This window comes from Streptomyces daliensis (assembly GCF_054782395.1).
In genome coordinates this window covers 238,269-262,277 of record NZ_BAAGSO010000094.1, presented here as the reverse complement: position 1 = coordinate 262,277, position 24,009 = coordinate 238,269, and the positions used below count along the sequence as shown (strand labels likewise).

At 69.5% G+C, this 24,009-nt stretch carries 21 protein-coding genes; 17 read left to right on the top strand and 4 right to left on the bottom strand.

The genetic code is table 11. The features are described 5' to 3' along the window. Nucleotides 1-63: 63 nt before the first annotated feature. Entirely contained in the window at nt 64-1,407 is a 1,344-nt protein-coding gene (gene gdhA / locus ACYVOO_RS23675) for an NADP-specific glutamate dehydrogenase (protein ID WP_461017695.1), read from the bottom strand. Nucleotides 1,408-1,517: 110 nt separating this feature from the next. Continuing rightward, nucleotides 1,518-2,261 carry a zinc ABC transporter ATP-binding protein AztA gene (gene aztA / locus ACYVOO_RS23670; RefSeq protein ID WP_461017694.1) on the bottom strand — a complete coding sequence of 248 codons (744 nt, stop codon included), beginning with the start codon at nt 2,259-2,261 and terminating at the stop codon, nt 1,518-1,520. Nucleotides 2,262-2,275: 14 nt separating this feature from the next. Between aztA and aztB the strand changes: the two genes are divergently transcribed. The 5 genes from aztB (at nt 2,276) to ACYVOO_RS23645 (ending at nt 7,982) form a co-directional block, all read left to right on the top strand. Further along, nucleotides 2,276-3,148: a zinc ABC transporter permease AztB gene (gene aztB, locus ACYVOO_RS23665; RefSeq protein ID WP_461017693.1), complete on the top strand. Its 873-nt coding sequence runs from the start codon at nt 2,276-2,278 to the stop codon at nt 3,146-3,148. Further along, nucleotides 3,148-4,428 (top strand): hypothetical protein, encoded by a 1,281-nt coding sequence (locus ACYVOO_RS23660; protein WP_461017692.1) that lies wholly within the window; start codon nt 3,148-3,150, stop codon nt 4,426-4,428. The genes aztB and ACYVOO_RS23660 overlap by 1 nt, the downstream gene beginning before the upstream one ends. Continuing rightward, entirely contained in the window at nt 4,425-5,450 is a 1,026-nt protein-coding gene (aztC, locus tag ACYVOO_RS23655; RefSeq protein ID WP_461017691.1) for a zinc ABC transporter substrate-binding protein AztC, read from the top strand. Before ACYVOO_RS23660 ends, aztC begins: the two co-directional genes overlap by 4 nt. Nucleotides 5,451-5,540: 90 nt before the next feature. Beyond that, entirely contained in the window at nt 5,541-6,740 is a 1,200-nt protein-coding gene (gene aztD / locus ACYVOO_RS23650) for a zinc metallochaperone AztD (RefSeq protein ID WP_461017690.1), read from the top strand. 249 nt (nt 6,741-6,989) lie between these two features. Further along, on the top strand, nt 6,990-7,982 hold the full coding sequence (locus ACYVOO_RS23645) for an alpha/beta hydrolase family protein (RefSeq protein ID WP_461017689.1): 993 nt from the start codon (nt 6,990-6,992) through the stop codon (nt 7,980-7,982). A gap of 55 nt (nt 7,983-8,037) precedes the next feature. Here the strand turns inward: ACYVOO_RS23645 and ACYVOO_RS23640 are convergent, their stop codons facing one another. After that, on the bottom strand, nt 8,038-8,670 hold the full coding sequence (locus tag ACYVOO_RS23640; RefSeq protein WP_461017688.1) for a TetR/AcrR family transcriptional regulator: 633 nt from the start codon (nt 8,668-8,670) through the stop codon (nt 8,038-8,040). Nucleotides 8,671-8,897: 227 nt separating this feature from the next. Between ACYVOO_RS23640 and ACYVOO_RS23635 the strand changes: the two genes are divergently transcribed. The 6 genes from ACYVOO_RS23635 to ACYVOO_RS23610 all read left to right on the top strand — a co-directional run bounded on the left by ACYVOO_RS23635 (nt 8,898) and on the right by ACYVOO_RS23610 (nt 14,754). Then, nucleotides 8,898-9,527: an MSMEG_1061 family FMN-dependent PPOX-type flavoprotein gene (locus ACYVOO_RS23635; protein ID WP_461017687.1), complete on the top strand. Its 630-nt coding sequence runs from the start codon at nt 8,898-8,900 to the stop codon at nt 9,525-9,527. Nucleotides 9,528-9,549: 22 nt separating this feature from the next. Next, the gene (locus ACYVOO_RS23630; protein WP_461017686.1) at nt 9,550-10,458 is read left to right on the top strand and encodes a PDR/VanB family oxidoreductase; all 909 of its coding nucleotides are present in this window, start codon (nt 9,550-9,552) and stop codon (nt 10,456-10,458) included. A 234-nt stretch (nt 10,459-10,692) separates the two neighbouring features. Beyond that, nucleotides 10,693-10,989 carry a hypothetical protein gene (locus ACYVOO_RS23625; protein WP_453348050.1) on the top strand — a complete coding sequence of 99 codons (297 nt, stop codon included), beginning with the start codon at nt 10,693-10,695 and terminating at the stop codon, nt 10,987-10,989. Between the two features lie 345 nt (nt 10,990-11,334). Next, the gene (locus ACYVOO_RS23620; protein WP_461017685.1) at nt 11,335-12,777 is read left to right on the top strand and encodes an LLM class flavin-dependent oxidoreductase; all 1,443 of its coding nucleotides are present in this window, start codon (nt 11,335-11,337) and stop codon (nt 12,775-12,777) included. A 75-nt stretch (nt 12,778-12,852) separates the two neighbouring features. Continuing rightward, nucleotides 12,853-14,142, top strand: a complete 1,290-nt coding sequence (locus ACYVOO_RS23615) for a flavin monoamine oxidase family protein (RefSeq protein WP_461017684.1) — start codon at nt 12,853-12,855, stop codon at nt 14,140-14,142. Between the two features lie 99 nt (nt 14,143-14,241). Then, the gene (locus ACYVOO_RS23610; protein ID WP_461017683.1) at nt 14,242-14,754 is read left to right on the top strand and encodes a flavin reductase family protein; all 513 of its coding nucleotides are present in this window, start codon (nt 14,242-14,244) and stop codon (nt 14,752-14,754) included. Between the two features lie 42 nt (nt 14,755-14,796). Here ACYVOO_RS23610 and ACYVOO_RS23605 read toward each other — a convergent pair whose 3' ends face one another. Next, a complete protein-coding gene (locus tag ACYVOO_RS23605) occupies nt 14,797-15,759 on the bottom strand; it encodes an IclR family transcriptional regulator (protein ID WP_461017682.1) in 963 nt (320 codons plus the stop codon). Nucleotides 15,760-15,825: 66 nt separating this feature from the next. Here ACYVOO_RS23605 and ACYVOO_RS23600 point away from each other — a divergent pair, with 66 nt between their 5' ends. The 6 genes from ACYVOO_RS23600 to ACYVOO_RS23575 all read left to right on the top strand — a co-directional run bounded on the left by ACYVOO_RS23600 (nt 15,826) and on the right by ACYVOO_RS23575 (nt 23,962). Further along, entirely contained in the window at nt 15,826-17,493 is a 1,668-nt protein-coding gene (locus tag ACYVOO_RS23600; protein WP_461017681.1) for a cellulase family glycosylhydrolase, read from the top strand. A gap of 319 nt (nt 17,494-17,812) precedes the next feature. After that, nucleotides 17,813-19,090: a B12-binding domain-containing radical SAM protein gene (locus ACYVOO_RS23595; protein ID WP_461017680.1), complete on the top strand. Its 1,278-nt coding sequence runs from the start codon at nt 17,813-17,815 to the stop codon at nt 19,088-19,090. A gap of 29 nt (nt 19,091-19,119) precedes the next feature. Further along, a complete protein-coding gene (locus ACYVOO_RS23590) occupies nt 19,120-20,646 on the top strand; it encodes a B12-binding domain-containing radical SAM protein (protein ID WP_461017679.1) in 1,527 nt (508 codons plus the stop codon). After that, the gene (locus tag ACYVOO_RS23585) at nt 20,643-22,430 is read left to right on the top strand and encodes an AMP-binding protein (RefSeq protein WP_461017678.1); all 1,788 of its coding nucleotides are present in this window, start codon (nt 20,643-20,645) and stop codon (nt 22,428-22,430) included. Before ACYVOO_RS23590 ends, ACYVOO_RS23585 begins: the two co-directional genes overlap by 4 nt. Further along, nucleotides 22,372-22,647, top strand: a complete 276-nt coding sequence (locus tag ACYVOO_RS23580; protein WP_461017677.1) for an acyl carrier protein — start codon at nt 22,372-22,374, stop codon at nt 22,645-22,647. Before ACYVOO_RS23585 ends, ACYVOO_RS23580 begins: the two co-directional genes overlap by 59 nt. Before the next feature lie 13 nt (nt 22,648-22,660). Beyond that, the gene (locus tag ACYVOO_RS23575; protein ID WP_461017676.1) at nt 22,661-23,962 is read left to right on the top strand and encodes a beta-ketoacyl-[acyl-carrier-protein] synthase family protein; all 1,302 of its coding nucleotides are present in this window, start codon (nt 22,661-22,663) and stop codon (nt 23,960-23,962) included. Nucleotides 23,963-24,009: the final 47 nt, after the last annotated feature.

Below are 24,009 nucleotides of genomic sequence, written 5' to 3'. Positions count from 1 at the left end.
CCGCCCGTCACCCCGTCGCCCCGGCGGTCTCGGAAGGCCGCGTCGGCGCGTGCCGGAGGGGCGTCAGACCACGCCCTGCGCCGCCATGGCCTCGGCCGTCCGGAGAAAGCCGCCCGCGTTGGCGCCCAGCACGTAGTCGTCGGCGTCCCCGTAGGTGTCCGCCGTGGTGCGGCACAGCGCGTGGATGTCGCGCATGACGGACGCGAGTTCCGTCTCGGTCCGCTCGAAGGACCACTGCTGGAGGGACGCGTTCTGCCGCATCTCCAGCGCCGACGTCGCCACGCCGCCCGCGTTCGCCGCCTTGCCGGGCGCGAAGAGGACATCCGCCTGACGCAGCACCTCGACGGCCTCGGGCGTGGTGGGCATGTTGGCGCCCTCCGCGACGGCCAGCACCCCGTTCTTCGCGAGCGCGACGGCGTGCTGCTGACCGAGTTCGTTCTGCGTCGCGCACGGCAGGGCGATGTCGCAGGGAACGTCGAACACACTGCCCCGCTCGGAGTGGACGGCGCCGGGCCGGGCCTCGGCGTACGCCGTGAGGCGTCCCCGGCGCTCCTCCTTGATCTCCTTCAGCAGGTCCAGGTCGAGGCCGTTCTCGTCGACGATGTAGCCGGAGGAGTCCGAGCACGCGACGGCCTTGCCGCCCAGCGCTTGGATCTTCTCGATCGCGTACAGCGCGACATTGCCCGACCCGGAGACGACGACACCGCGCCCCTCCAGGGACAGCCCGCGCGTGGCAAGCATCTCCTGGAGGAAGTGGACGACGCCGTAGCCGGTCGCCTCGGTGCGGGCGTGCGAGCCTCCCCAGCCCACACCCTTGCCCGTCAGCACCCCCGCTTCGAAGCGGTTGGTGAGCCGCTTGTACTGCCCGAAGAGATAGCCGATCTCCCGGCCGCCGACACCGATGTCCCCGGCCGGAACGTCGGTCTTCTCACCGAGGTGGCGGTGGAGTTCGGTCATGAAGGACTGGCAGAAGCGCATGACCTCGGCGTCGGATCGGCCCTTGGGGTCGAAGTCACTGCCGCCCTTGCCGCCGCCCAGGCCCAGCCCTGTCAGCGCGTTCTTGAATATCTGCTCGAAGCCGAGGAACTTCACGACGCCCGAGGTGACGCTCGGGTGGAAGCGCAGCCCGCCCTTGTACGGCCCGAGCGCGCTGCTGAACTCCACCCGGAACCCGCGGTTGACCTGCACCGTTCCCGTGTCGTCGACCCATGGCACGCGGAAGATGACCTGCCGTTCGGGCTCGCAGAGCCGCTCGACGATGCGCGCCTCCAGCAGATCGGGGCGCGTGGCCAGGACCGGCTTGAGCGCGTGCAGCACCTCCTGGGTCGCTTGGTGGAACTCCGGCTCGCCGGGGTTGCGGCGTACGAGGTCGGCCTGGAGCGCGTCGAGATGTGCGGCGACGTTCACGCGTGCTTCTTCCGTTCAGGATCATGTCGTGTCTCGCAGCACCCTAGACGTGACGCCGCCGCCGAGGTGTGGCCCCCGTCTCACGTCCGCTCACGTCCGCTCCGTCCGTCTCACGCGGGCTGCCACACCTGGGCCAGCGTCTCCGTGGTGAGGACCCGCTTGGGCGGGCCCTGGCCCACCAGTTTCCCGTCGCGCAGCAGGAGACAGGAGTCCGCCGAGCGGGCGGCCTTGAGGTCGTGCGTGGCCTGGACGACGGTCACACCGTCGGCGACCAGCTCGGTCAGCAGCACCGCTATCCGCTCCCTGGCCTCCGGGTCGAGCCCTGTGGTGGGCTCGTCCAGCAGCAGGAGGTCCGACTCCTGGGCCAGCCCCTGGGCGATCAGCGCGCGCTGGCGCTGCCCGCCGGACAGCTCTCCGAGCTGGCGTCCGGCGAGGTCGGTGATGTGCAGCCGCTCCATCGCCGCCTCCACCGTCGCGCGGTCCCGCCGCGTCAGCCGGTGCCACAGGCCGCGCTCGCCCCAGCGCCCCATCTCGACGGTCTGCCGGACCGTCAACGGCAGCGCGTCACCGACGGCCCCGCGCTGCGGCACGAACGCGGGTGCCTTGTGACCGCCGAACCGCAGCTCTCCCGATGTCACGCCGATCACACGGGCCAGGACCGCGAGCAGTGTCGACTTCCCGCTCCCGTTCGGGCCGACGAGCGCCGTCATGGTCAACGGCACGATATCCGCGGTGAGTTGGTGCAGCACGGGACGCCCTGGATAGCCCGCGCACAGCCCGGTGAAGCGGACGCGTGCCTCCCCGTCCTCGGCGATCTTCGACAGGGACCCCGGTGTAGTGAACATGGTTTTCATTATAGTGTGTTTGCATGGAGTGGTTGACGGGCCCCTTTGAGGTCACCTTTGTGCAGCGGGCCCTATGGGGCGGAATGCTGGTGTCGGCGATCTGCGCGCTGGCCGGAACCTGGGTGGTGCTCAGGGGGATGGCCTTCCTCGGCGACGCCATGTCCCACGGTCTGCTGCCCGGGGTCGCGCTCGCCGCGCTGCTCGGCGGCAACCTGCTCGTGGGCGCCGTGGCGAGCGCGGCCGTCATGACGGCCGGTGTCACCGCACTCGGGCGCACACCGAGGCTGTCCCAGGACACCGGGATCGGCCTGCTCTTCGTGGGCATGCTCTCGCTCGGTGTCATCATCGTGTCGCGTTCGCAGTCCTTCGCCGTGGACCTGACCGGCTTCCTCTTCGGCGACGTGCTCGCCGTCAGGGAGCAGGACCTGGTGCTGCTGGGAGTGGCGCTGCTGCTGGCGCTCGCCGTCTCGGCACTCGGCCACCGGGCCTTCCTGGCCCTCGCGTTCGACCCGCGCAAGGCGCGGACGCTCGGCCTGCGCCCGCGCCTGGCGCATGGCGTCCTGCTCGGACTGCTGGCCCTGGCCATCGTGGCCTCGTTCCACATCGTGGGAACGCTTCTGGTCCTCGGCCTGCTCATCGCTCCGCCCGCGGCGGCCCTGCCGTGGGCGCGCAGCGTGCGAGGGGTCATGGTGCTGGCCGCGCTCCTTGGGGCCGCCGCCACATTCGGCGGCCTGCTCCTGTCCTGGCATCTGAGCACCGCCGCCGGAGCGACCGTCTCGGCTCTCGCGGTGAGCCTGTTCTTCCTCTCCCATGTGGCATCCGGCCTCCGTCACCGCGCCCCGCGACGTATGGCAGTGCCTTCCCCCACCCCCGACAGTTCGCTGAAGAGGACCTGATGAGGCGATCCCCCCGACCGACCGTCCGAAGAAGATTTTCTCCCCCGAAACCGGCCGTACCGGCCGTACTCGTGCTCGCCGCGCTGCTGGTCACGAGCTGTGCGGGCGGGGAGGACAAGGAGTCCGCCCCGGCCGCGAACCCCTCGTCGTCCGCTCCCCACGGGTATGTCGAGGGCGCGAAGGAGGCGGCCGAGCAGCAGTCGCGACTGCTGCTCAGCGACCCCGGGACCGGCGACACCCGGGTGCTCGACCTGATCACGGGGAAGGAGCACAAGGTCCCGAGGGTCGCGGGCGGCGCCGAGCTGACCACGGACGGCCGGTTCGGCTATTTTCACACCTCTCGTAGTACCCAGGTCCTCGACAGCGGCTCCTGGATGGTCGACCACGGCGACCACGTGCACTACTACCGTGCGGCGATACGCGAGGTCGGAAAGCTCCCCGGAGGCACGGGCTCGCAGGTCCGCAGCGACATCGCCGTGACCGCGCTGACCGGCGAGGACGGCCGGGTCCGGCTCTACCGCAGGGCCGGACTGGAGGACGGGAAGATCCCGTCGCCCCGCACGCTGCCGGGAACGTACGCCGGTGCGGTCGTGCCGTACGAGGAGCATCTGCTCGCCTTCTCCGAGGAGGACGGGAAGACGAAGCCCGTGGTGCTCGACCGCAAGGGCAAGCGTGTCGCGTCGCTCGACGAGAAGTGCGAGGAGCCGCGAGGCGACGCCGTCACCCGGCGCGGAGTGGTGCTCGGATGCGCCGACGGCGCACTGCTCGTCGACGAGTCCGACGGCACCTTCACGGCCGAGCGCATCCCGTACGACGAGGACGTGCCCGAGAAGGAGCGGGCCACGGAGTTCCGGCACCGCTCCGGCAGCGACACCCTCACGGCGCTGGCCGGGGACAGCGCGGTCCGGGTCCTGGACGTGACGAAGCGAGAGTGGACACGGGTGGACACCGGGCCCGTCGTCGCGGCCAACACCGCGGGCGAGGGCTCCCCGCTGCTGGCTCTCCGCGACGACGGGACGCTGCGGGGCTACGACATCGGCACCGGGAAGGAAGTGGCGAAGACCAAGCCTCTCCTGACAGGTGGTCAGAAGAAGGGCGCCGTCGGTGACGGAGAAGACGGAGATGGTGGCCCTGTCATCGAGGTGGACCGCAGCCGCGCGTACGTCAACGACCCGGCGGGCAAGCGCGTCCACGAGATCGACTACAACGACGACCTGCGCATCGCGCGCTCCTTCGACGTCGGCATCGCGCCCGGCCTCATGGTGGAGACCGGCCGATGAGCCCCGCGACGGCACCGTCCGCACTCTCGGCACCGTCCGCAACGTCCGCACCGTCAGCGCCCTCGGCACGGCCGCGCTGGCAACGCGCCCTGCTGCTGGCCCTGCTCACCCTGCTCCCCGCCGGTGCGGTGACCGCCTGCACGAGTGGTGACGAGCGGCCCAAGGTGGTCGTGACGACCAACATCCTGGGCGACATCACCCGGCAGGTCGTCGGTGACGAGGCCGAGGTCACCGTCCTGATGAAGCCGAACGCGGACCCCCACTCCTTCGGCCTCTCGGCCGTGCAGGCCGCCGAGCTGGAGCGGGCCGACCTGGTGGTCTACAACGGGCTCGGCCTGGAGGAGAACGTGCTGCGGCACGTCGACAACGCCCGGCAGTCCGGGGTCGCCACCTTCGAGGCCGGGAAGGCGGTGGACCCGCTCACCTTCCAGGTGAAGGGGGGCGGAGGGCCCGAGGAGGAGGCCGGGCAGCCCGACCCGCACTTCTGGACAGACCCCGATCGCGTACGCAAGGCCGCCGACCTGATCGCCGGGCAGGTGACCGAGCACGTGGCGGGTGTGGACGACGCAGCGGTCCGCGCCCGGGCCGCCCGCTACGACAAGCGCCTGGCCGGCCTCACCACCTGGATGGAGAAGTCCTTCGACCGCATACCAGAGGAGCGGCGCGCGCTGGTGACCAACCACCACGTCTTCGGCTACCTCGCCGAGCGCTTCGGCTTCCGGGTCGTCGGCGCGGTGATCCCGAGCGGTACGACCCTGGCCTCGCCCAGCTCCTCCGACCTGCGCTCCTTCACCGAGGCCATGCGGAAGGCGGGGGTGCGGACCGTCTTCGCCGACGCCTCCCGGCCCAAGCGCCTGGCCGAGGTGCTGCGCAAGGAGATGGGCGGCGGGGTGCGGGTCGTCGAGCTGTACTCCGAGTCGCTGACCGCGCCGGGAAAGGGCGCCGGCACCTACCTCCAGATGATGCGCGCCAACACCACCGCCATGACGGAGGGGCTGGCCGAGGACTCGTCGGGCGACTGACGCCGCCCGCCACTCGGCCTTACCTCACACCTCACACCTCACACCTCATCTCGAACGCCGCGCTCGCGCGGCCCAGAAAGGAACACACCGGTGAACAAGCCGATACGCAGCAGAGCCCTCACGGGGACCGCACTCGTCCTGGCGGTCTCCGCCGTCCTGACCGCCTGCGGGGGAGGGGACACCTCCTCGTCCGACGCCAAGGCCAAGGACGAACAGGGAGCCAAGGCGGCCAGCCTGAAGGACCCGCTGGTCGCCACGTACGACGGCGGCCTCTACGTGCTGGACGGCAAGAGCCTCAAGCTCGCCGAGACGATCAAGCTGCCGGGCTTCAACCGCGTCAGCCCCGTCGGCGACGACTCCCACGTCATGATCTCCGCCGACAGCGGCTTCCGCCTCATGAACGCTGCCACCCAGAGCCTCACCGACATCGAGTACAAGGGCGCCAAGCCCGGACACGTCGTACGGCACGCAGGCAAGACAGTGCTCTTCACCGACGGCACCGGCCAGGTCAACGTCTTCGACCCGGACGACCTCAGCAGCGGCAAGAAGCCGGAGGGGCGCACCTACGACTCCGCGAAGCCGCACCACGGTGTCGCCGTCGAACTGCGCAACGGCGAACTGCTCAGCACCCTGGGCGACGAGGAGAAGCGCACCGGCGTCCTCGTCCTGGACAAGGACAACAAGGAGATCAAACGCAACGAGAAATGCCCCGATGTGCACGGCGAAGCAGCGGCGCAGGACGAGGCCATCGCCGTCGGCTGCGAGGACGGCGTCCTCATCTACAAGGACGGCGACTTCACCAAGGTGAAGGCCCCCGACGACTACGGCCGCATCGGCAACCAGGCGGGCAGTGACGAGTCGCCGATCGTCCTGGGCGACTACAAGACCGATCCGGAAGCCGAACTGGAGCGTCCGGAGCGCGTCTCGCTGATCAACACCGAGACCGGAAAGCTGCGCCTGGTCGACCTGGGCACCAGCTACTCGTTCCGCTCCCTCGCACGCGGACCGCACGGTGAGGCGTTCGTCCTCGGGACCGACGGCGCCATCCACGTCATCGACCCGGAGAAGGGCACCGTGGAGAAGAAGATCCCCGCCGTGGGGAAGTGGCAGGAGCCGCTGGACTGGCAGCAGCCCAGGCCCACACTCTTCGTCCGGGACCACACCGCGTACGTCTCCGACCCCAGCGAGCGCAAGCTGGTCGCCATCGACATCGACTCGGGCAAGAAGCTCACCTCCGTGACCCTTCCGAAGGGCACGAACGAGCTGTCGGGCGTCGTCGAGGGCCACTGACCGGCAGCACCCCGACAGCCCCCGGGGGCACCCCGGCAGCACCACCGACCCGGCGTCGCGGGCCCGTCGACTCGTCGACGGGCACGAGCCCGCTGACCGACGTCCGTTGACAAAGCGGAACGTCGCTCCGTATCGTAAGCGGAGCGGCGTTCCGCTTGTGGTGCGGACGGGGCCGGCCGCTTCCGGCTGCCGCGCCGCCGTCGGCCCGGACGGCCCGGCGGCAGGGGTCTTCGAAGGGAAATACGCAGCATGAGCGCATCGACGTACGCGGCCGGAACCCTCGGCCCGGCCACGCCGGTCCTGTCGGTCAGCCCGGTGGTGCTGTCGGCTCCCGGCCGGGCGGTGGACCTGGAGGTGCGGGTCTCCGCGCCCGTGACCGGGGGCGATCTGCCGGTCATCCTCCTCTCGCACGGTCAGGGCTACTCGAACCACCTCTCCTCGCTCAACGGCTACGCGCCCCTCGTCAACTTCTGGGCGGCGCACGGCTTCGCCGTGATCCAGCCCACCCATCTGAGCTCGCTGTCGCTGAACCTGGACCCCGGAACCCCGGGGGCGCCGATGTTCTGGCGGTCGCGGGCCGAGGACATGAAGCACGTTCTCGACCGGCTCGACGTGATCGAGGCTGCCGTGCCGACGCTCGCCGGGCGCCTCGACCACGGCAGGGTCGCCGTGGCGGGGCACTCGATGGGCGGGCACACCGCGGGTCTGCTGCTCGGCGCCCGGCTCACCGATCCGGAGGACGGGACGGAGGTGGACCTGACCGAACCCCGGATCACGGCGGGGGTCCTGCTCGCCGCGCCGGGCAGGGGCGACACCCTGAACGAGTTCGCGGCCGAGAACTTCTCCTTCATGCGGACGGCGGACTTCTCCAGGATGGCGACACCCACCCTGGTGGTCGCGGGCGACAAGGACGTCTCCGGCCATCTGACGGTCGCGGGCCCGGACTGGCACGCCGACCCGTACCACCTCGCCCCCGGTCCCAAGTCCCTGCTCACCCTGTTCGAAGCGGAGCACGGGCTCGGCGGCATCTCCGGTTACGACGTCGCCGAGACCACTGACGAGAACCTGGAGCGCGTGTCCGCCGTCCAGCACCTCACCTCGGTCTACCTCCACAGCGCACTGCGCCCCGGTGACGGCGGCTGGCAGGCGGCGTGCGACGCGCTGGCGGCCGATCCCGGCGCGCTCGGACGCGTCGAGTCCAAGTCCGGGCCCGAGTCCAAGTCCGAGTCCGAGTCCGAGTAGTCCCGAAGAGCCGCTCTCTTCCGCCCGGTGCGCGATACGGGGCGGGGGAGGGCGGTTACTGGGGCTGTGCCGCGGCCGTGAGATAGCGGGTGAGCATGGCGACGAGTTCGTTCTCCAGCCGGACGGCGTCCACGGGATCGGGCTCGGCGATGAGCAGGTGGACGGCGGGCCCGACCGCGGAGATGACGAGCTGGGCGGCCACCTGCGTGTCCGTCACGCGGACTTCCGGGTGGTTCTTGAGCAACTCCTCCACGTCGGCGACGAGTTCCCGCTGGTGCTGGGAGACCTTCTCCGCCAGCTCGGGGGACCGGGGTGACTGCTCGAACATGACGCGCAGCAGATGCGGATCGTGGCGGTGGTTCTCGATCGCGGTGCGTACGTGGCCGCGCAGGAAGTCTTCGAGGGGGCCGGAGATCCCCTCGCTCCAACGGCGCTTGGTGGCGGCCGTCCCGGCGTCGAGGTGCCGGGTCACCAGCTCGACGAGGATCGCGTCCTTATTCGGGTAGTACTGGTACAGCGAGCCGATCGAGATCCGCGCCTGTTCGGCGATCCGGTTGGTGGTCCCCGCGGCATAGCCGTGCTCGGCGAAAACGTGAGCAGCGGCGGTGAGGATGCGCTGCCGGGTCAGCTCGGCGCGGACCTGACGTGGCTGTTTACGTGGCTGAAGCCGGCGGTGTTCCGACGTCATGGCACCTCCTGGGCAGGGCCTCGAAAGCGAGTAGCGCGTGGCTGAATAATTGCTCACAATAGTGCCATGACCTGCGACGGAGCGGTGACAGCCGCCGTCGGGTCAGGGGCGCTGGCGTGCTGGGGCACTGGCGGGTGGGCGACGGTCTGCCTGTCGCACATCGCGCATCGCGCCCCGCCGCGTCCCGTTGCCCCCGTCGCCTCTCGCCGTCTCCCGAAGGAGCCTTCGTGACGCATGCCAGCACGCGCCCCCGGCCGGTGCCGCCGGACGAGGTCATCGCCCGCCTCGGGAAACCGGACGCCATGACCGAGGCGAAGGTGTTTGACCACATCGACGAGCAGTTCCGCCGCTTCATCGCGCATTCCCCCTTCCTGACGATGGCGACGGCGGACGCGGCGGGACGCGCCGACTGCTCACCCCGTGGCGACTACCCGGGCTTCGTGAAGGTCCTCGACGCACACACACTCGCGATCCCCGACCGGCCCGGCAACAAGATCGCCGACTCCTTCCGCAACCTCGCCGAGAACGACGGGATCGGGCTGCTCTTCCTCGTCCCCGGCATGCGCGAGACGCTGCGGATCAACGGCCGCGCGTATCCCACCGACGAACCCGACGTCCTCGCCCGGATGCGGACCGAGGCCAAGGCGCCGGAGCTGGCGCTCGTCGTCGAGGTGGCTGAGGCGTACTTCCACTGTGGCCGCGCGCTCATCCGGTCCCGGCTGTGGGACCCCGCGAGCCAGGCACTCGCCGACGAACTCCCGTCGGCCGGTGAGATCTTCACCGCGCAGTTCGGGCTCGACGTCGACCCGGACGCGATCAACCGCGGTCTCGAAGACGGCTACCGGAAACTCTACTGACCAGGCCACAGGTGAAGCACCGATGCAACAGACCCTCATCGACCACATCGGCCAGGTTGCCGAGGACGTCGTTTCCCTCGTCCTGCGCGGCACCGGAGGACCGCTGGCACCCTGGGAGCCGGGAGCCCATGTCGACCTGGCACTGCCGAACTGGCTGACCCGGCAGTACTCGCTGTGCGGAGACCCGGCGGACCGCGAGTCCTACCGCGTCGCCGTACGGTACGACCCCCTCAGCCGGGGCGGTTCGGAGTACGTGCACCGCTTCCTGCGCCAGGGCCGCACACTCGATGTGTCGCTGCCCCGCAACCACTTCCCGCTCCTGCCCGCGCCGGAGTACCTCTTCCTCGCCGGCGGAATCGGCATCACCCCCCTCCTCCCGATGCTGCGCGCCGCGACCGGTGCCGGTGTCCCGTCGACGCTCGTCTACGCGGGGCAGTCGCTCGCGACCATGCCGTTCGTCGACGAGCTGCGCTCCTCCCACGGCGAGCGGGTGCGGATCGTCGCCACACGCCAGCAGGGCAGACCGGACCTCGCCGCGCTCGCCTCCGCACTGGCACCCGGCGCCCGGGTCTACTGCTGTGGCCCGGCGTCGATGCTCGCCGCCGCCGAGGAGGTGTTCCCCGCCGACCGGTTCCACGCGGAGCGGTTCCACCCGAAGGGCAGGGTGTTCGCCCCCAACGCGCCGTTCGAGGCGGTGTGCGCCCGGTCCGGGCAGACGGTCCAGGTGACCCCGGACGAGTCACTGCTCGACGCGCTGTCCCACGCGGGGCACCCCGTGGCGTCCGGCTGCCGCGAAGGTGTCTGCGGTAGCTGCGAGGTCACCGTCCTCGACGGCGAACCCGAGCACCGCGACGACATCGGCGCGCCCACGGGCCGTATGTACCCCTGTGTGTCCCGCGCACTGTCCCCGAGGCTCGTCGTGGACCTCTGAGCCGGCCGGCCTCGCCGAGTCGGCACAGGTGAAACCGCCGGGCTCGCGCCGCAGGGCCGGGTGCCACTCGACCGGCTGTCACCCAGGGTGCTCGACGGGTGCTCGATCGGGCGTATGTGGGGGGCGCGGTGGCGCCACGGTGTGTCGGGGCGAGGCGCGGGAGCAGTATGGGTTCAGAGGGACGGCGACGCGGTCACAGCCGGTTGCCGAAGGACCACCGGAGACGAGCGAGCCATGAGCACTGCACACACCACCCACCCGAACCACGTCCACCAGCACGGCGAGGGCTGCGGACACGTCGCCGTGCCGCACCAGGACCACGTGGACTACGCCCACGACGGCCACCTCCACCGTGTCCACGGCGACCACGTGGACGAGTGCGAGCCCGCCGGGCACACGGCCCACGACGACCACGGGCACCGGCACGGCGAGGGCTGCGGACATGTCGCCGTGCCGCACGGTGACCACGTCGACTACGTGCACGACGGCCACCGCCACGCCAGTCACGACGGTCACTGGGACGATCACTGATACACGGCGCCTCGCTCCGAGGCGTCGACGGGTGTGACGGGCGACGGGTGCTCCTCCGGGTGAGGGGCACCCGTTCCGCTGTCTGCGGACATGTCACCTCCGGTCGTCGGATAAGTGAACGCCGCGTTCAACCAGCGTCCCTTTCCCGGAAGTTCGCACGGGCCCGTAGTCGTGTCAAGAGGCGGATTCCGCCTCTGTGGACGCTCTACGTGCATCTCTTGACACGAAGCGCAGTCGCTCTGAATATGAACGTGACGTTCGCATGGTGAACGCCAACGCCTCGCGGTCGCCGTCGCCGTTGCCGCGAGAAGGCACCCGGCTCCCGCTTCTGCTCTGGAGGGCAGCATGAGCAACCAGCCACTGAAGTTCTTCGCCTTCGACATCTGCGCCCCCGCCCACCTGACCGCCGGTTCCTGGCGCGACGCACTCGACGAGGGGTGGCGCTACACGGACCTGTCCTACTGGACCGACACCGCCCGCATGCTGGAAGAAGCCTGCTTCGACGGCATCTTCTTCGCCGACACCGTCGGCTATCACGATGTCTACGGCGGTTCCCCCGACGCCGCGATGCGCGACGCCGCCCAGTTCCCGGTCAGCGAACCCGCCCTGGTCGTCCCGGCGATGGCCGCCGTGACCCGGCACCTCGGATTCGGGGTCACCGCGTCCCTGACGTACGAACAGCCCTACGCGCTGGCACGGAAGTTCAGCACCCTGGACCATCTGACGGACGGTCGCGTCGGCTGGAACATCGTCACGTCCTACAACGAGTCGGCAGCGCGCAACCTCGGACTCGGCACACAGATACCGCACGACGCGCGCTACGACATGGCGGACGAGTACCTGGAGGTCTGCTACAAGCTGTGGGAGGGCTCGTGGCAGGAGGACGCCGTCATCCGCGACCGCGCGGCCGGTGCCTACCTCGACCCGCGCCGGATCCGCCCCGTCCAGCACCAGGGCGCCTACTTCGACGTCCCCGGCATCCACCTGTGCGAGCCGTCGCCCCAGCGCACACCCGTGCTCTTCCAGGCCGGTGCCTCCTCGCGGGGCAGGACCTTCGCGGCGAGGAACGCCGAGGCGGTCTTCGTGAACACGATGACCCCCGAACTCACCCGGCGGGACGTCGACAGGATCCGCACCGCGGTCGGCGGAACGGGCCGGGACCCGAGGAGTGTGCGCATCCTCGCCCTCATCACCGTCATCGTCGCGCCCACCGACGCTCAGGCATGGGAGAAGTACGAGCGTCACCTGCGCCACGCCGGATACGAGGGCGCGCTCGCACGCTTCGCGGGCTGGACGGGGATCGACCTGAGCACCGTGGATCCGGACACACCGCTGGAGCACGCCGACGTGGAGGGCTGTCGCTCGGTGGCGGAGATGTTCTCGAAGGCCGATCCGTCCCGCACCTGGACCGCACGGCAGATCGCCGAGTTCATCGGCATCGGCGGCACGGGCGCGGTCATCGTCGGCTCACCGCGAACGGTGGCGGCCGAACTGCGCACATGGCGGGAGGTGGCCGATGTCGACGGCTTCAACCTCAGCTACGCCACCAAGCCCGGCGGCTGGCGGGACTTCATCGAACTCGCGCTGCCCGAGCTGCGCCGTCAGGGGCTGGCACGCGAGCGCTACGACGAGGGTGCGGCCACACTTCGCGAGAGCTTCTACGGCGCCGGGCGACGCCACACACTGCCCGACCACCCCGCCTCCGCGGTCCGCCGCGCCCGCACCCCGCACCTGGGCGCGGACACGTTCCCCGCGGGCGGTCACGTGCCCGTCACCGTGTCCCGCTGACCGGAGAGCGGGAGAGCGGGAGAGCGGGAGAGCCGGAGCCAGAGCAGGAGAGAGCAGGGGAGAGGGAGGAGCGCAATGACGGAGCACGCTGACGTCGTCATCGTCGGTGGCGGTGTGGCCGGGCTGATCGCCGCGCGCGAGCTGGGAAACACCGGCCGCGAGGTCGTGGTGCTGGAAGCCCGCGACCGGCTCGGCGGCCGGGTGTGGACCGACCACCGCCTCGGCCGTGACCTGGAGATGGGCGGAACATGGGTGCACTGGACCCAGCCGCACATCTGGTCCGAGATCACGCGGTACGGGCTGAAGGTGACACGCGGCCCCCGCCCCGAAGAGGCGTACTGGCTGGCCGGACAGGAGGTGCGGTCGGGTTCGCTCCAGGACTTCATGGACCTCGTCGACCCGGGCATGCGACGGCTGCTCGCGGGCACCATGGACTGGATCCCGCGCCCTGACGACCCCACCGGCAACCCGGACCTCGCGGCTGCCGACACCTGGAGCGTGCAGGACAAGCTGGACGAACTGCGGCTGCCGGCCGAGGAGTACCACGCCAACGAGGCAGCGTGGGTGGGGCACTTCAACGCACCGCCGCACGAGGGCGCGTTCACCAGCGCGCTGCGCTGGACCGCCGCTGCCGCCGGACACTGGCACCTCATGCACGAGGCGTCGGCGGTCTTCCGGCTCAGCGCGGGAACGCGCGCCCTGGTCGCGGCGATCGCGGCCGGGGCCCGCGCCGACATCCGTACGAGCGCGCCCGTACGCGCCATCGAGCACGACGCACACCGCGCACGGATACGGCTCGCCGACGGGAGGCAGCTCACCGCCGACTCCGTGGTGATCACCCTCCCGCAGAACCTCCTCGGCACCCTCGACGTCTCGCCGCCGCTGTGCGACGAGAAGCGGGCCGCGGCGCGGGAGAAGACGGCGTCGCGTGGCGTGAAGCTCTGGATCCGGGTGCGCGGCCCTGTCCGCCCGTTCTTCGCCTACTCCACGGCACACCACCCGCTGTCCGTGGTGCGCACGGAATACACGGGTACGCACGACGCCGTCCTCGTCGCCTTCGGCGCGGACGCCACCCGCATCGGTCCGCACGACACCGAGGCCGTGCGGAAGGCGCTGACGGTGTGGCGTGACGACCTGGAGGTGCTGGAGGTCACCGGACACGACTGGATGGCCGACCCGCACTCGGGCGAGACGTGGATGATCCACCGTCCGGGACAGCTCACCTCCTACCTGCGAGGGATGCAGCGCTCCGAGGGCGTCCTGCACTTCGCCAGCAGCGACAACGCCGACCTGTGGGCGGGCTTCATCGACGGAGCCGTCGAACGCGGCCTGCGTGTCGCACGGGACATCGCCGTCAAGCACTGACCACATGGCACCGGCCACGCGAGCTACGCACCGTTCTCACCCGAGCACCCGAGCACCCGAGCACCCGAGCCGTACACAGGATCCGGAGGGACCGCCACCATGAACACCCACGTCACCGGGCACCAGATCGACCAGACGGACTTCCGCCACGTCATGTCCCAGCTACCCACCGGGGTGGTGGCGGTGACGGGCGTCGAAGCGTCCACCGGCGCACCCGCGGGCCTGATCGTGGGGACCTTCCAGTCCCTCTCCCTCGCGCCGCCCCTGGTCGCCTTCAGCGTCGCCCGCACCTCCGGCAGTTGGCCCAGGATCCGCGCCGGCGGCCGGTTCAGCGCCAGCGTCCTGGCCGAGGGCCAGCATCACGTGTGCCGGGCCCTGTCCCGTAGGACGGGCGACAAGTTCGCCGGAGTGGAGTGGCACCCCTCCCCGGACGGCGCTCCCCGCATCGGCGGCGCCGTCGCCTGGATCGACTGCGGTCCGGAGCAGGAACTCGACGGCGGTGACCACGTCATCGTCGTCGCCCGGGTCCTGCGCATGGCCACGAACCCCGGCGAGCCCCTGGTCTTCCACCGGGGCAGGCTCGGCGGCTACCGTGCCCCGGCCGTGGCCTGAGCCCCCGGCCTCGCACCTGGCCCGAGCCCCCGGCCGGGGACGTCACCCCTCGGCCTGCTGCCCTTCCCACCCCGGCCACATGAGCCGCACGAGCTTTTCCGTCGCGGCGTGCATCTGCTGCAATGTCCCGGGAATCCTGTCCCTCCCGAACCGGTACCGCGGCGCGTCGACGGTGAGGATGGCCACCAGGCTCCCCGCGGAATCGCGGATCGGACGGGACAGCGACAGCAGCCCCTCCTCCAGCTCATTGTCCAGGATCGCGTAACCCTGTTCCCTGACCTCTTGCAGTTCCTTGAGGAGCGTTTTCCGGTCGCTGATCGTGTCGGCGGTGAATTTCTCCAGCTTCTCCGGAAGATTCTCCCGCAGCTTCGCGGAACTCATATCGGCCAGCAGGATCTTCCCGGTGGAGCTGGCGTGCAAGGGCCACTGCTGACCGATCAGCGAACTCACCGAAACGCCCACGACATGAGAACCGGCGGCTGCCGCGATCAGGTCCAGCTCCCCGCCCGGGGTGGGAACGGCGAGCGTCACCGTCTCCTTCGCGGATTCCGCGAGTTCTTCGAGAATCGGCTGAATACGGCCCACAAGGCTCCGGTACGGATCGGCGCGCCGTGCGAGGCGGGAAAACTCCCAGCCCAGCGTGTATTTCGCGTCGTTCCGGTCGACGAACCCCGTCTGTTCAAGGCTGTTCAGGATGCGAAAGGCCGTCGGCCGGGAGAGGCCGACGGCAGCAGCGAGTTCCGTCACGGTCGCACCGGACTCATGCCGGGCGAGTTCCCGCAGGAGCATCGCGCCCTTGAGGACCGATTTATTGGCAAGTTCCTGCGATTCGGACATCGAGCCCATCACGCCTTTCCGGTTGACCATGAAGCCGGTGCACGATCCTACGTCCCGTCGCATCGGCGCCGAGTGGTAGCCGGGCACGCCGGGGGAGCGGGGCAACTGCCCGAAAGCCCAACGGAACGTGCGCGATGCCTTGACGTGTTCCTGTCGTAGTGGGTTCATGGGAGCGCTCCCATGTCTGTTCCTTCCGATGCTCAGCTTTCTTGGCGCTCACTCCTTGGAGTCCCAGTGAGAACAGCGAGAAGCACGACACGTAAGAGAACCGTCACCGCCCTGCTGGCCCTCTTGGCCGCACTCCTCGTCCTCGTCGGACTCGGCGCCCTCGGCCCGGCCGCCGCGCAGGCACCGCCGCCCGGTGCCCAGGCCGCCGGCCTTCACATCAGCGACGGCCGCCTGGTCGAGAGCAACGGCAACGACTTCGTCATGCGCGGCGTCAACCACGCCCACACCTGGTACCCGAACGAGACGCAGTCGCTCGCCGACGTGAAGGCGCTGGGCTCCAACACCGTCCGCGTCGTTCTCTCCAACGGCCACCGCTGGTCGAAGAACAGCGCCGCGGACGTGGCCAACGTCGTCGACCAGTGCAAGGCCAACCGGCTCATCTGCGTGCTGGAGGTGCACGACACCACCGGCTACGGCGAGGAGGCCGCCGCGGCCACCCTCGACCACGCGGCCGACTACTGGATCGGCCTGAAGGAGGTGCTCGCCGGTGAGGAGGACTACGTCATCATCAACATCGGCAACGAGCCCTGGGGCAACACCGACCCCGCCGGATGGACCGCACCCACCATCGCCGCCGTGCAGAAGCTGCGCAACGCCGGGTACGAGCACACCATCATGGTGGACGCACCCAACTGGGGCCAGGACTGGCAGGGTGTCATGCGCGCCAACGCCCAGTCCGTCTACGACGCAGACCCCACAGGCAACCTGATCTTCTCGATCCACATGTACAGCGTCTACAACACCGCGGAGAAGGTCACCGACTATCTCAACGCCTTCGTCGACGCCGGACTGCCCCTGCTCATCGGGGAGTTCGGGGGTCCGCCCGACCAGTACGGCGACCCGGACGAGGACACCATGATGGCCGCCGCGCAGCAGCTCAAGCTCGGTTATCTGGCCTGGTCCTGGAGCGGCAACACCGACCCGATCCTCGACCTGGCGATCGACTTCGACCCCGGTCGGCTCAGCTCGTGGGGCCAGCGCATCTTCCACGGTGTCAACGGCATCGCGCAGACGTCGAAGGAAGCCACCATCTTCGGCGGTGGCACCGGCGACACCCAGGCGCCGACAGCCCCCGGCACCCCGACCGCCTCCGCCGTGACAGCCACCTCCGCCACGCTCTCCTGGCCGTCCGCCACGGACAACGTGGGGGTCACCGGCTACGACGTCGTCCGCGTCGGCGGAGACTCCGAGACGACGGTGGCCTCGTCCGCCACCACCACGGTCACCGTGACCGGTCTCGCCGCCGAGACGCGGTACACCTTCGCCGTCTACGCGCGCGACGCGGCCGGGAACCGCTCGCCACGCTCTGCCACGGTGAGTGTCACCACCGACGAGGACGGCGGCACACCCGGTGTCTCCTGCTCCGTCGGATACCGCGTCGTCCACGAGTGGCCCGGCGGCTTCCAGGGCGAACTCTCCGTACGCAACACCGGTACCACCGCGCTGAACGGCTGGACGCTGGGCTTCTCCTTCGCCGACGGGCAGACCGTCAGCAACATGTGGGGCGGCACCGCCACCCAGGAGGGCGCCGCGGTGAGTGTCGCCTCCGCGCCCTGGACCGCCTCGCTCCCGGCCGGTGGTTCGGTGACCGTCGGCTTCACGGCGACCAAGAACAGCGCCAACTCCACCCCGTCGAATTTCCGCCTCAACGGCACCGCCTGCGCCACCGCCTGACCCGTACGGCCGCGCTGACCGGTGGGGAAGCATGTCCCCGCCGGTCAGCGCATTCGTGCGCGGAGAGGGCTCCCGTAGCGGCGCGCTTTTTATGCCGTCATAAACGATCAGGTGGCGTGAATGCGTTGATCTCCATAATCGGAACACAACTCGCGGGTTGACGCAAAAGTTGAGGCCCTTCTAGGGTTCGCGATGGAGCACGACCAGAGCCAAAACGCGCCCAGGTTCGCATTAATGATCGACTGCGCATTGAAGATCGACGCGCGGCTGCGCGGTGTGAATGTTCACCGAACGACACCGTCGAGCGAAGGGTACGGAAATGCGGAAGGTGCTCCTCACCACGGCCCCCAAAGAGGCGCTGGTCGAGCCGAACGGGATCGGCGGAAACTGGTACGACCGGACCGATACGTACATGGCGTGGACGTGTGCCGTGGACATCGAGGACCGGCTGTCCGTGACCTGCCCGCCGACTGGTCTCCGCTTCCTCAAGTACAACGTCCCTGACGTCGAGATCCTCGAATATCCGACGTGGCAGGAATACCGCGCCGCGCTGAATTCCGAGAAGTGGGACATGGTGGGCGTCAGCTTCTACACCTGGTCCACGCTTGTCGCGATCGAGATGGCCGAGGCCGCGCGCGAGGCCGGAGTGCCCGAGATCTGGGGCGGCAACTACGGCGTCCTCTCACCCGGTATCGACCGCTACTTCACCAGACTGGTGAAGGGCGCGGGGGAGTTCCCGCTCCATCAGTACGTCTACGGTGAGCCGCTTCCCCGGGTGCGGCACCCGGCGATGCTGGGCGAGAGCGGATTCCGCGGGCTCAGCTCCCCGGTCGGATATCTCTACTCCAAGCGTGGCTGCAACATCGGCTGCACCTTCTGCTCTACGCCGATCTTCAATCCCAAAGAAGAAGCCATCTTCATGGAGGACATGTACGCGGCGCTCGACGCGTACAGGGAGGCACAGGTCGCCCACGTCATCATCTATGACGAGAGCTTCTTCCTCACCAACCACCTGGCCGAACAGGTCGTGGACGCCCTGGCCGAGCGCGAACTGCCATGGATCTGTCTGACGCGCGCCGATCTGATACGGGGCCGCATTCCAGAGCTGACCGACCGCTACATGGACGGCGCGATCGTCGGCATCGAGTCCTACCGCGACAAGAACGTCGCCGACGTGAAAAAGCGCGACGACGTCTACAACGTCCGCCAGACCGTGCGTGAACTGCTCAGCAACGGACGCCGGGCGCTCGGCACGTTCATGGTCGGATTCGCCGAGGACAGCATCGAGGACATGCAGTTCGACATCGAGCAGCTCAACGAGGAGGGATTGTTCGCCTGCCAGCTCACACTGCTGACGCCGTTCCACGGCACCCGTCTCTACCGGCAGATGGAGCACATGATCGACGAGCCGGATCTGAGCAAGCACGACCTCTACAACCTGGTGTGGAAACACCCGAAGATGAACCGCAGCGAGGCACGTGACCTGCTCGCATGGGCCCAGCGCAGGGTCAACGACCCCACCCGCATCGCCGCCAGGCTCAAGCAGGAGATGAAGGAGAAGGTGCGCAAGCAGCTCGCGCACCGGCACATCGCGTAGGAGAGCCGGCCGGGAGGAGGAGTACGCTCATGAAGAGCCTCAACATTCTCTGCGTCCAGCTCGGGTTCCACGATGCCTACCCCGATGCGTCGACGCTTGCGACCACCTACAACGACGGCATCTATTACGTCGCCTCGTTCATCCAGCAGGAGTACCCGGACGCGCGCGTCGAGATGTGCCAGATGTTCTGGGGCGAGAAGCCCGAGGACTTCCCTCTCGCCGAATACGACTACATCCTGATCTCGGCGCTCGCCACCCACTTCTGGTCCAACATCGCGGCACTGGAACTCATCCAGCGCGCCAAGCGGCCGGGCTGCGTCGTCATCATGGGCGGGCCCCACGCCGCGTTCGCGCCCTACGAGGCGCTGCGCTACGCCGACTACGCGGTGATAGCCGAGGGAGAGATCCCCTCCGTCCAGCTCATCAGGGCACTGGAGTCCGGCGAATCCGTCACCGAGGTCGACAACCTGGCCTATATCGACGCCGACGGCGAACTGAAGCTGAACCAGATCGCCCGCTACGGCAACATCCTCAACGCGATCAATCCGAAGTTCCTCGCGCGTGCCCCGAAGCTCCACTGGGCAACCGTCTCCATGTCGCGCGGCTGCCCGTTCGCCTGCTCCTTCTGCTACGCGATCCGGCTGCTCGGACGACGGTTCCGCACCAAGACGGCGGAAGACGTACGCGGGGAACTGGACGCCCTCTACGAGCAGACCGGATGCAACCGGTTCTACGTCACGGATCTCAACTTCACGACGCGCAAGGACTACTGCCGTGAGATCGCCGAGACGTTCCGTGACCGCGACTACAAGTTCATCGCGATGAGCCGCGTCAGCCACGCCGACGACATGGACCTGGTTCTCGACCTCAAGCGCTCGGGATTCGAGGAATACTGCCTCGGAGTCGAGTCGGAGGACCCGAGCGTCCTCCAGGCGTTCAACAAGCGCGTCGATCCTTCCGAACAGACCCGGCGGCTGCTGCGCTTCGCCGAGAACGACATCGCCATTCACTCCGCCATCATCTTCGGACTCGACGTCCAGGACCGCCCGGCCATCGAGGCGACGGCCCGGTGGTGCGCCGAAGCACGCATCATGCACCCGGTCTTCGTATGCCTCGCGGAATACCCCTTCCAGGACCTTCTCTACGGTGCCCGACAGGACGTCGAGGACCACCGGATCATCATGGAAGTGCCCACCTATCAGCACTATTCGTTCGTGGGCATCTTCCCGCGCCACATGCGCCCCAGCGAACTCCAGCGCGGAATCCTCGACAGCTACGGCATCTTCTTCCAGCGGGCCTTCGAGATCGAACGGCGGCCGCAGCGCCGGGCCCGGCTCAAGTCGTACGCGCGCAGCGTCGAACGCGGACGGGCCGGTATGGAGCAGCACATCCGTTTCCTGGAGGAACTGGAAAAGCCCTACTACACCGCTTCCGGAACCCTCAAGGAACCGCTGCTGAAGGCCGACTTCGACGCACGCCACGGCGCGTTGCGCGACTGGCTGGCCCGGTCCTCCAAGCGCTCCGACCTGGAGTTCGTGAAGGGGTACGCCCGATGACCCAGGCGCCTCGCGCTGAGACCGTCATCGACGCTCTGCTCGACAGCGCGCGGCACACACCCGACCGGCCGGCCTTTCGCGTGATCGAGAGGTCCGAGGAGGAGTTCGCCCTCAGCTACGCGGACGTGCACCGCCTCGTCGGACAGGCCGTCGCCGGTCTCGCGGCACACCGTATCGGCGCCGCGGACCGTGTCATCCTCGTCCTGCCCACCTCACGCGACTTCCTCTCCGTCTACCTCGGCTGCCTGTACGCCGGGGTGGTGCCCGTCGTCGTACCGGAGCCGATGGACGGCCGTACCGCGCACTACGCGGCCCACCTCCGGGGACTCGCGGAACACGCGCGCGCGGGCCACGTCATCACCTCCCCGGAGTGGGAGAAGGAACTCCAGCCGCTCCTGACGACCCCGGTGCTCACCCCGGACACCCTGCGCGCGGCATCCCCCGCGCCCGACCCGCCGCCCGCCTCGCTGGACCCACCGCGCGCGACGGCCGCGTCGCCAGCGCACCTCCAGGCGACCTCCGGCTCGACGGGCACACCGAAACTCGCCATGATCCGGCACGGCAACATCACCGCCAACGTCCGCTCCATCGCCGAGGCGATCCGGGGGAGACCCGAGGACACCCTGGTGAGCTGGCTCCCCCTGTTCCACGACATGGGCCTCATCGGGATCTCGTACGCGCTCCGCGCCCGCATCCCGATGGTGCTCTCGGACCCCGTGAACTTCCTGCGGAACCCGCTGTCATGGCTGCGCTGGATCAGCCGCTACGGCGGCACACTGTCGCCCGCGCCCAGCTCCGCGTTCCACATGTGTGTGCGCGTCGCGAAGCGGCGTCCGCCGGACGGCCTCGACCTGTCGGCCTGGCGCGTCGCCCTCTGCGGCGCGGAACCCGTGCCCGAGAGCACGATGCGCGACTTCCAGGAGACGTTCGCCCCCTTCGGCCTGTCCGGGACGACGCTGTGCCCCGTGTACGGGCTGGCCGAGTCGACACTCGCCGTCACCATCTCCGACGTCGGGCGGCCGTACTCCGTCGACCGGGTCGACGCGGCGGCGCTCGCCGCGAGGGGACGTGCCGTGCCGCGCCCGGCGGACGACCCGCGCACCACGGGCGCGATGTGTGTGGGCCGGGCGCTGCCGGACCACACCCTGCGGGTGGTCGACGCGGACGGCGCGCCGCTCCCCGACCGTACGATCGGGGAGATAGAGGTGGCGGGGCCCAGTGTCGTCGACGGCTACCTCCCGGAGCCGGATGTGGCGGAGGAGGCTGCGGACCCGCTCACGCGCGAGGACGGCTTCCTGCGCACGGGCGACCTCGGCTATCAGGTCGGGGGAGAGCTGTACGTCACCGGCCGCCGCAAGGACCTCGTCATCATCGCCGGGCGCAACTACGTGCCCAACCAGATCGAGACATTCGTCGAGGCCGTCACCCGGAGCCCGCGCACCCCGGCCGTCGTGGCCGTGGGCCTGCCCGATCCGATGCTGCGCACCGAGCAGCTCCACCTCCTGCTCGACGAACGGCTCGCCGACGGACGCGACCGGCGGGACATCACCGCGCGGGTGAGCGACGCGCTCGCGGAGGTCTTCGGGATCGGCGGAGTCGCCTACCACTGGATCAGGCGCGCCGACCTCCCCCGTACCACCAGCGGCAAGATCCAGCGGCATCTGTGCCGGAAGCTGATCGAGGACGACCGAGCGACCGAGGACCACCGAGCGAGAGGGGCACACGATGCCGGACCAGAACCGGGACCAGGAGCTGTTCGAGAGGCTCGTCAAACACATCGGTGAGTTCGTCGAGTCCGACGTCTCCCACCTCACTCCGCACTCGCACCTGGCCACGTCCATCGAGGGGATGAGCAGCCTCAAGATGGTCGAGCTGCTGCTCTACCTGGAGGACTGCTTCGAGCTGGAATTCGAGGAGTCGGCGGTCGGCCGGATGGAGACGATGCAGGACCTCGTGGACTACGTACGAGATCTCCAGGACACGGAGCAGCAGCCGGTCTGAAGCGGCCCCGGTCATGCGGAGACGCAGTGTGGTGGTGACCGGAATGGGGGTGGTCTGCCCCCTCGGCGCGACGGCCGACGAACTGTGGCACGGCCTCCTCACCGGGCGCTCGGGAATCGTGCCGCTGACGCGCTTCGACCCCGGCCGCTTCCGCAGCCGGTACGCGGGACAGATCGACGACGCGGCGGTCACGTTCGGGCCCGGTCCGCTCCAGTTCGAGATCAAGCGGATGAGCGCATTCGTGCGCTACGCGCTGTTCGCCGCGGGACGGGCACTGGAGGACGGCGGCCTTGTCGCGTCGCCGGAGAACACAGCGGGCGCGGCCGGGGCCTCGTCGTCCGTTCCGTCCGCCCCGTCGCCACCGCCCCAGGGCTGCCCGCCTGGCGGGGCCGTCTTCCTCGGGGTGGCGATGGGCGGCCTGCCCAGCATCGAGGCCGGAGTGCTGCGGCAGGAACAGCGGGGCGTGCGGCGGACCAGCCCCTTCCTGATCCCCTCCCTCCTCCCGAACATGGCGGCGAGCGCGATCGCGCTGCGCCACGGCATCGAGGACGAGCAGACGACGATCGCCGGTGCCTGCGCGAGCGGCTGCCAGGCGCTGGGGCAGGCGATGCGCGCGATCCGGTCGGGCGACCGCACCTGGGCACTGGCCGGGGGAGCCGAGGCCGTGACGACCCCGATCACCTACTCCGGCTTTGAGGCCATGAAGGTGCTCAGCCGCCGCGACGACCCGGCGGACACACCCCGCCCGTTCGACCGCGAGCGGGACGGCATGGTCGTCGGCGAGGCCGCCGCCGTCTTCGTACTGGAGGACAGGGACCACGCCGAAGCACGCGGCGCCGTGGTGCACGGCGAGCTGACCGGCTTCGCCACGAACAGCGGATCCGACGGCATCGCGGGCATCTCGGCCCACCACGCCGCGCGGTGCATGAGCGGCGCCCTCGCCGACGCCGCGGTGGCACCGGACGCGATCGACTGCGTCTTCGCGCAGGCATCGGGCATGGTCCAGGGCGACGCCGCCGAGATCGAGGCGGTGCGCACGGTGGCGTCGGACGCACGCCGCAAGCCACCCGTCACCTCGATCAAGGGACACGTGGGCCACGCCTTCGCCGCGAACGGACCGCTGAACCTCGCCGGGGCACTCATGGCGATCCGCCACCGCACCGTGCCGCCGACACTGAAACTCGATCACACCGATCCGTCGTTCACCGGCGTCGATATCGTCCGCGAAGCTAGAGTGACCGAGGTGCGCCGATGCCTGGTCAACGCGTGCGGCTTCGGCGGGATCAACGCCAGCCTGGTCGTGTCGCGCGGATAGCCGTGCCACCCACCGCACACAGCCGTGCCACCGCACCGAGAAGCACT

Bases quoted from the DNA above. Each gene is read 5' to 3' on its own strand.
- aztA (WP_461017694.1), bottom strand. From the start codon at position 2,261: ATGAAAACCATGTTCACTACACCGGGGTCCCTGTCGAAGATCGCCGAG.
- aztB (WP_461017693.1), top strand. From the start codon at position 2,276: ATGGAGTGGTTGACGGGCCCCTTTGAGGTCACCTTTGTGCAGCGGGCC.
- ACYVOO_RS23660 (WP_461017692.1), top strand. From the start codon at position 3,148: ATGAGGCGATCCCCCCGACCGACCGTCCGAAGAAGATTTTCTCCCCCG.
- aztC (WP_461017691.1), top strand. From the start codon at position 4,425: ATGAGCCCCGCGACGGCACCGTCCGCACTCTCGGCACCGTCCGCAACG.
- ACYVOO_RS23645 (WP_461017689.1), top strand. From the start codon at position 6,990: ATGAGCGCATCGACGTACGCGGCCGGAACCCTCGGCCCGGCCACGCCG.
- ACYVOO_RS23640 (WP_461017688.1), bottom strand. From the start codon at position 8,670: ATGACGTCGGAACACCGCCGGCTTCAGCCACGTAAACAGCCACGTCAG.
- ACYVOO_RS23630 (WP_461017686.1), top strand. From the start codon at position 9,550: ATGCAACAGACCCTCATCGACCACATCGGCCAGGTTGCCGAGGACGTC.
- ACYVOO_RS23625 (WP_453348050.1), top strand. From the start codon at position 10,693: ATGAGCACTGCACACACCACCCACCCGAACCACGTCCACCAGCACGGC.
- ACYVOO_RS23620 (WP_461017685.1), top strand. From the start codon at position 11,335: ATGAGCAACCAGCCACTGAAGTTCTTCGCCTTCGACATCTGCGCCCCC.
- ACYVOO_RS23615 (WP_461017684.1), top strand. From the start codon at position 12,853: ATGACGGAGCACGCTGACGTCGTCATCGTCGGTGGCGGTGTGGCCGGG.
- ACYVOO_RS23610 (WP_461017683.1), top strand. From the start codon at position 14,242: ATGAACACCCACGTCACCGGGCACCAGATCGACCAGACGGACTTCCGC.
- ACYVOO_RS23605 (WP_461017682.1), bottom strand. From the start codon at position 15,759: ATGAACCCACTACGACAGGAACACGTCAAGGCATCGCGCACGTTCCGT.
- ACYVOO_RS23595 (WP_461017680.1), top strand. From the start codon at position 17,813: ATGCGGAAGGTGCTCCTCACCACGGCCCCCAAAGAGGCGCTGGTCGAG.
- ACYVOO_RS23590 (WP_461017679.1), top strand. From the start codon at position 19,120: ATGAAGAGCCTCAACATTCTCTGCGTCCAGCTCGGGTTCCACGATGCC.
- ACYVOO_RS23585 (WP_461017678.1), top strand. From the start codon at position 20,643: ATGACCCAGGCGCCTCGCGCTGAGACCGTCATCGACGCTCTGCTCGAC.
- ACYVOO_RS23580 (WP_461017677.1), top strand. From the start codon at position 22,372: ATGCCGGACCAGAACCGGGACCAGGAGCTGTTCGAGAGGCTCGTCAAA.
- ACYVOO_RS23575 (WP_461017676.1), top strand. From the start codon at position 22,661: ATGCGGAGACGCAGTGTGGTGGTGACCGGAATGGGGGTGGTCTGCCCC.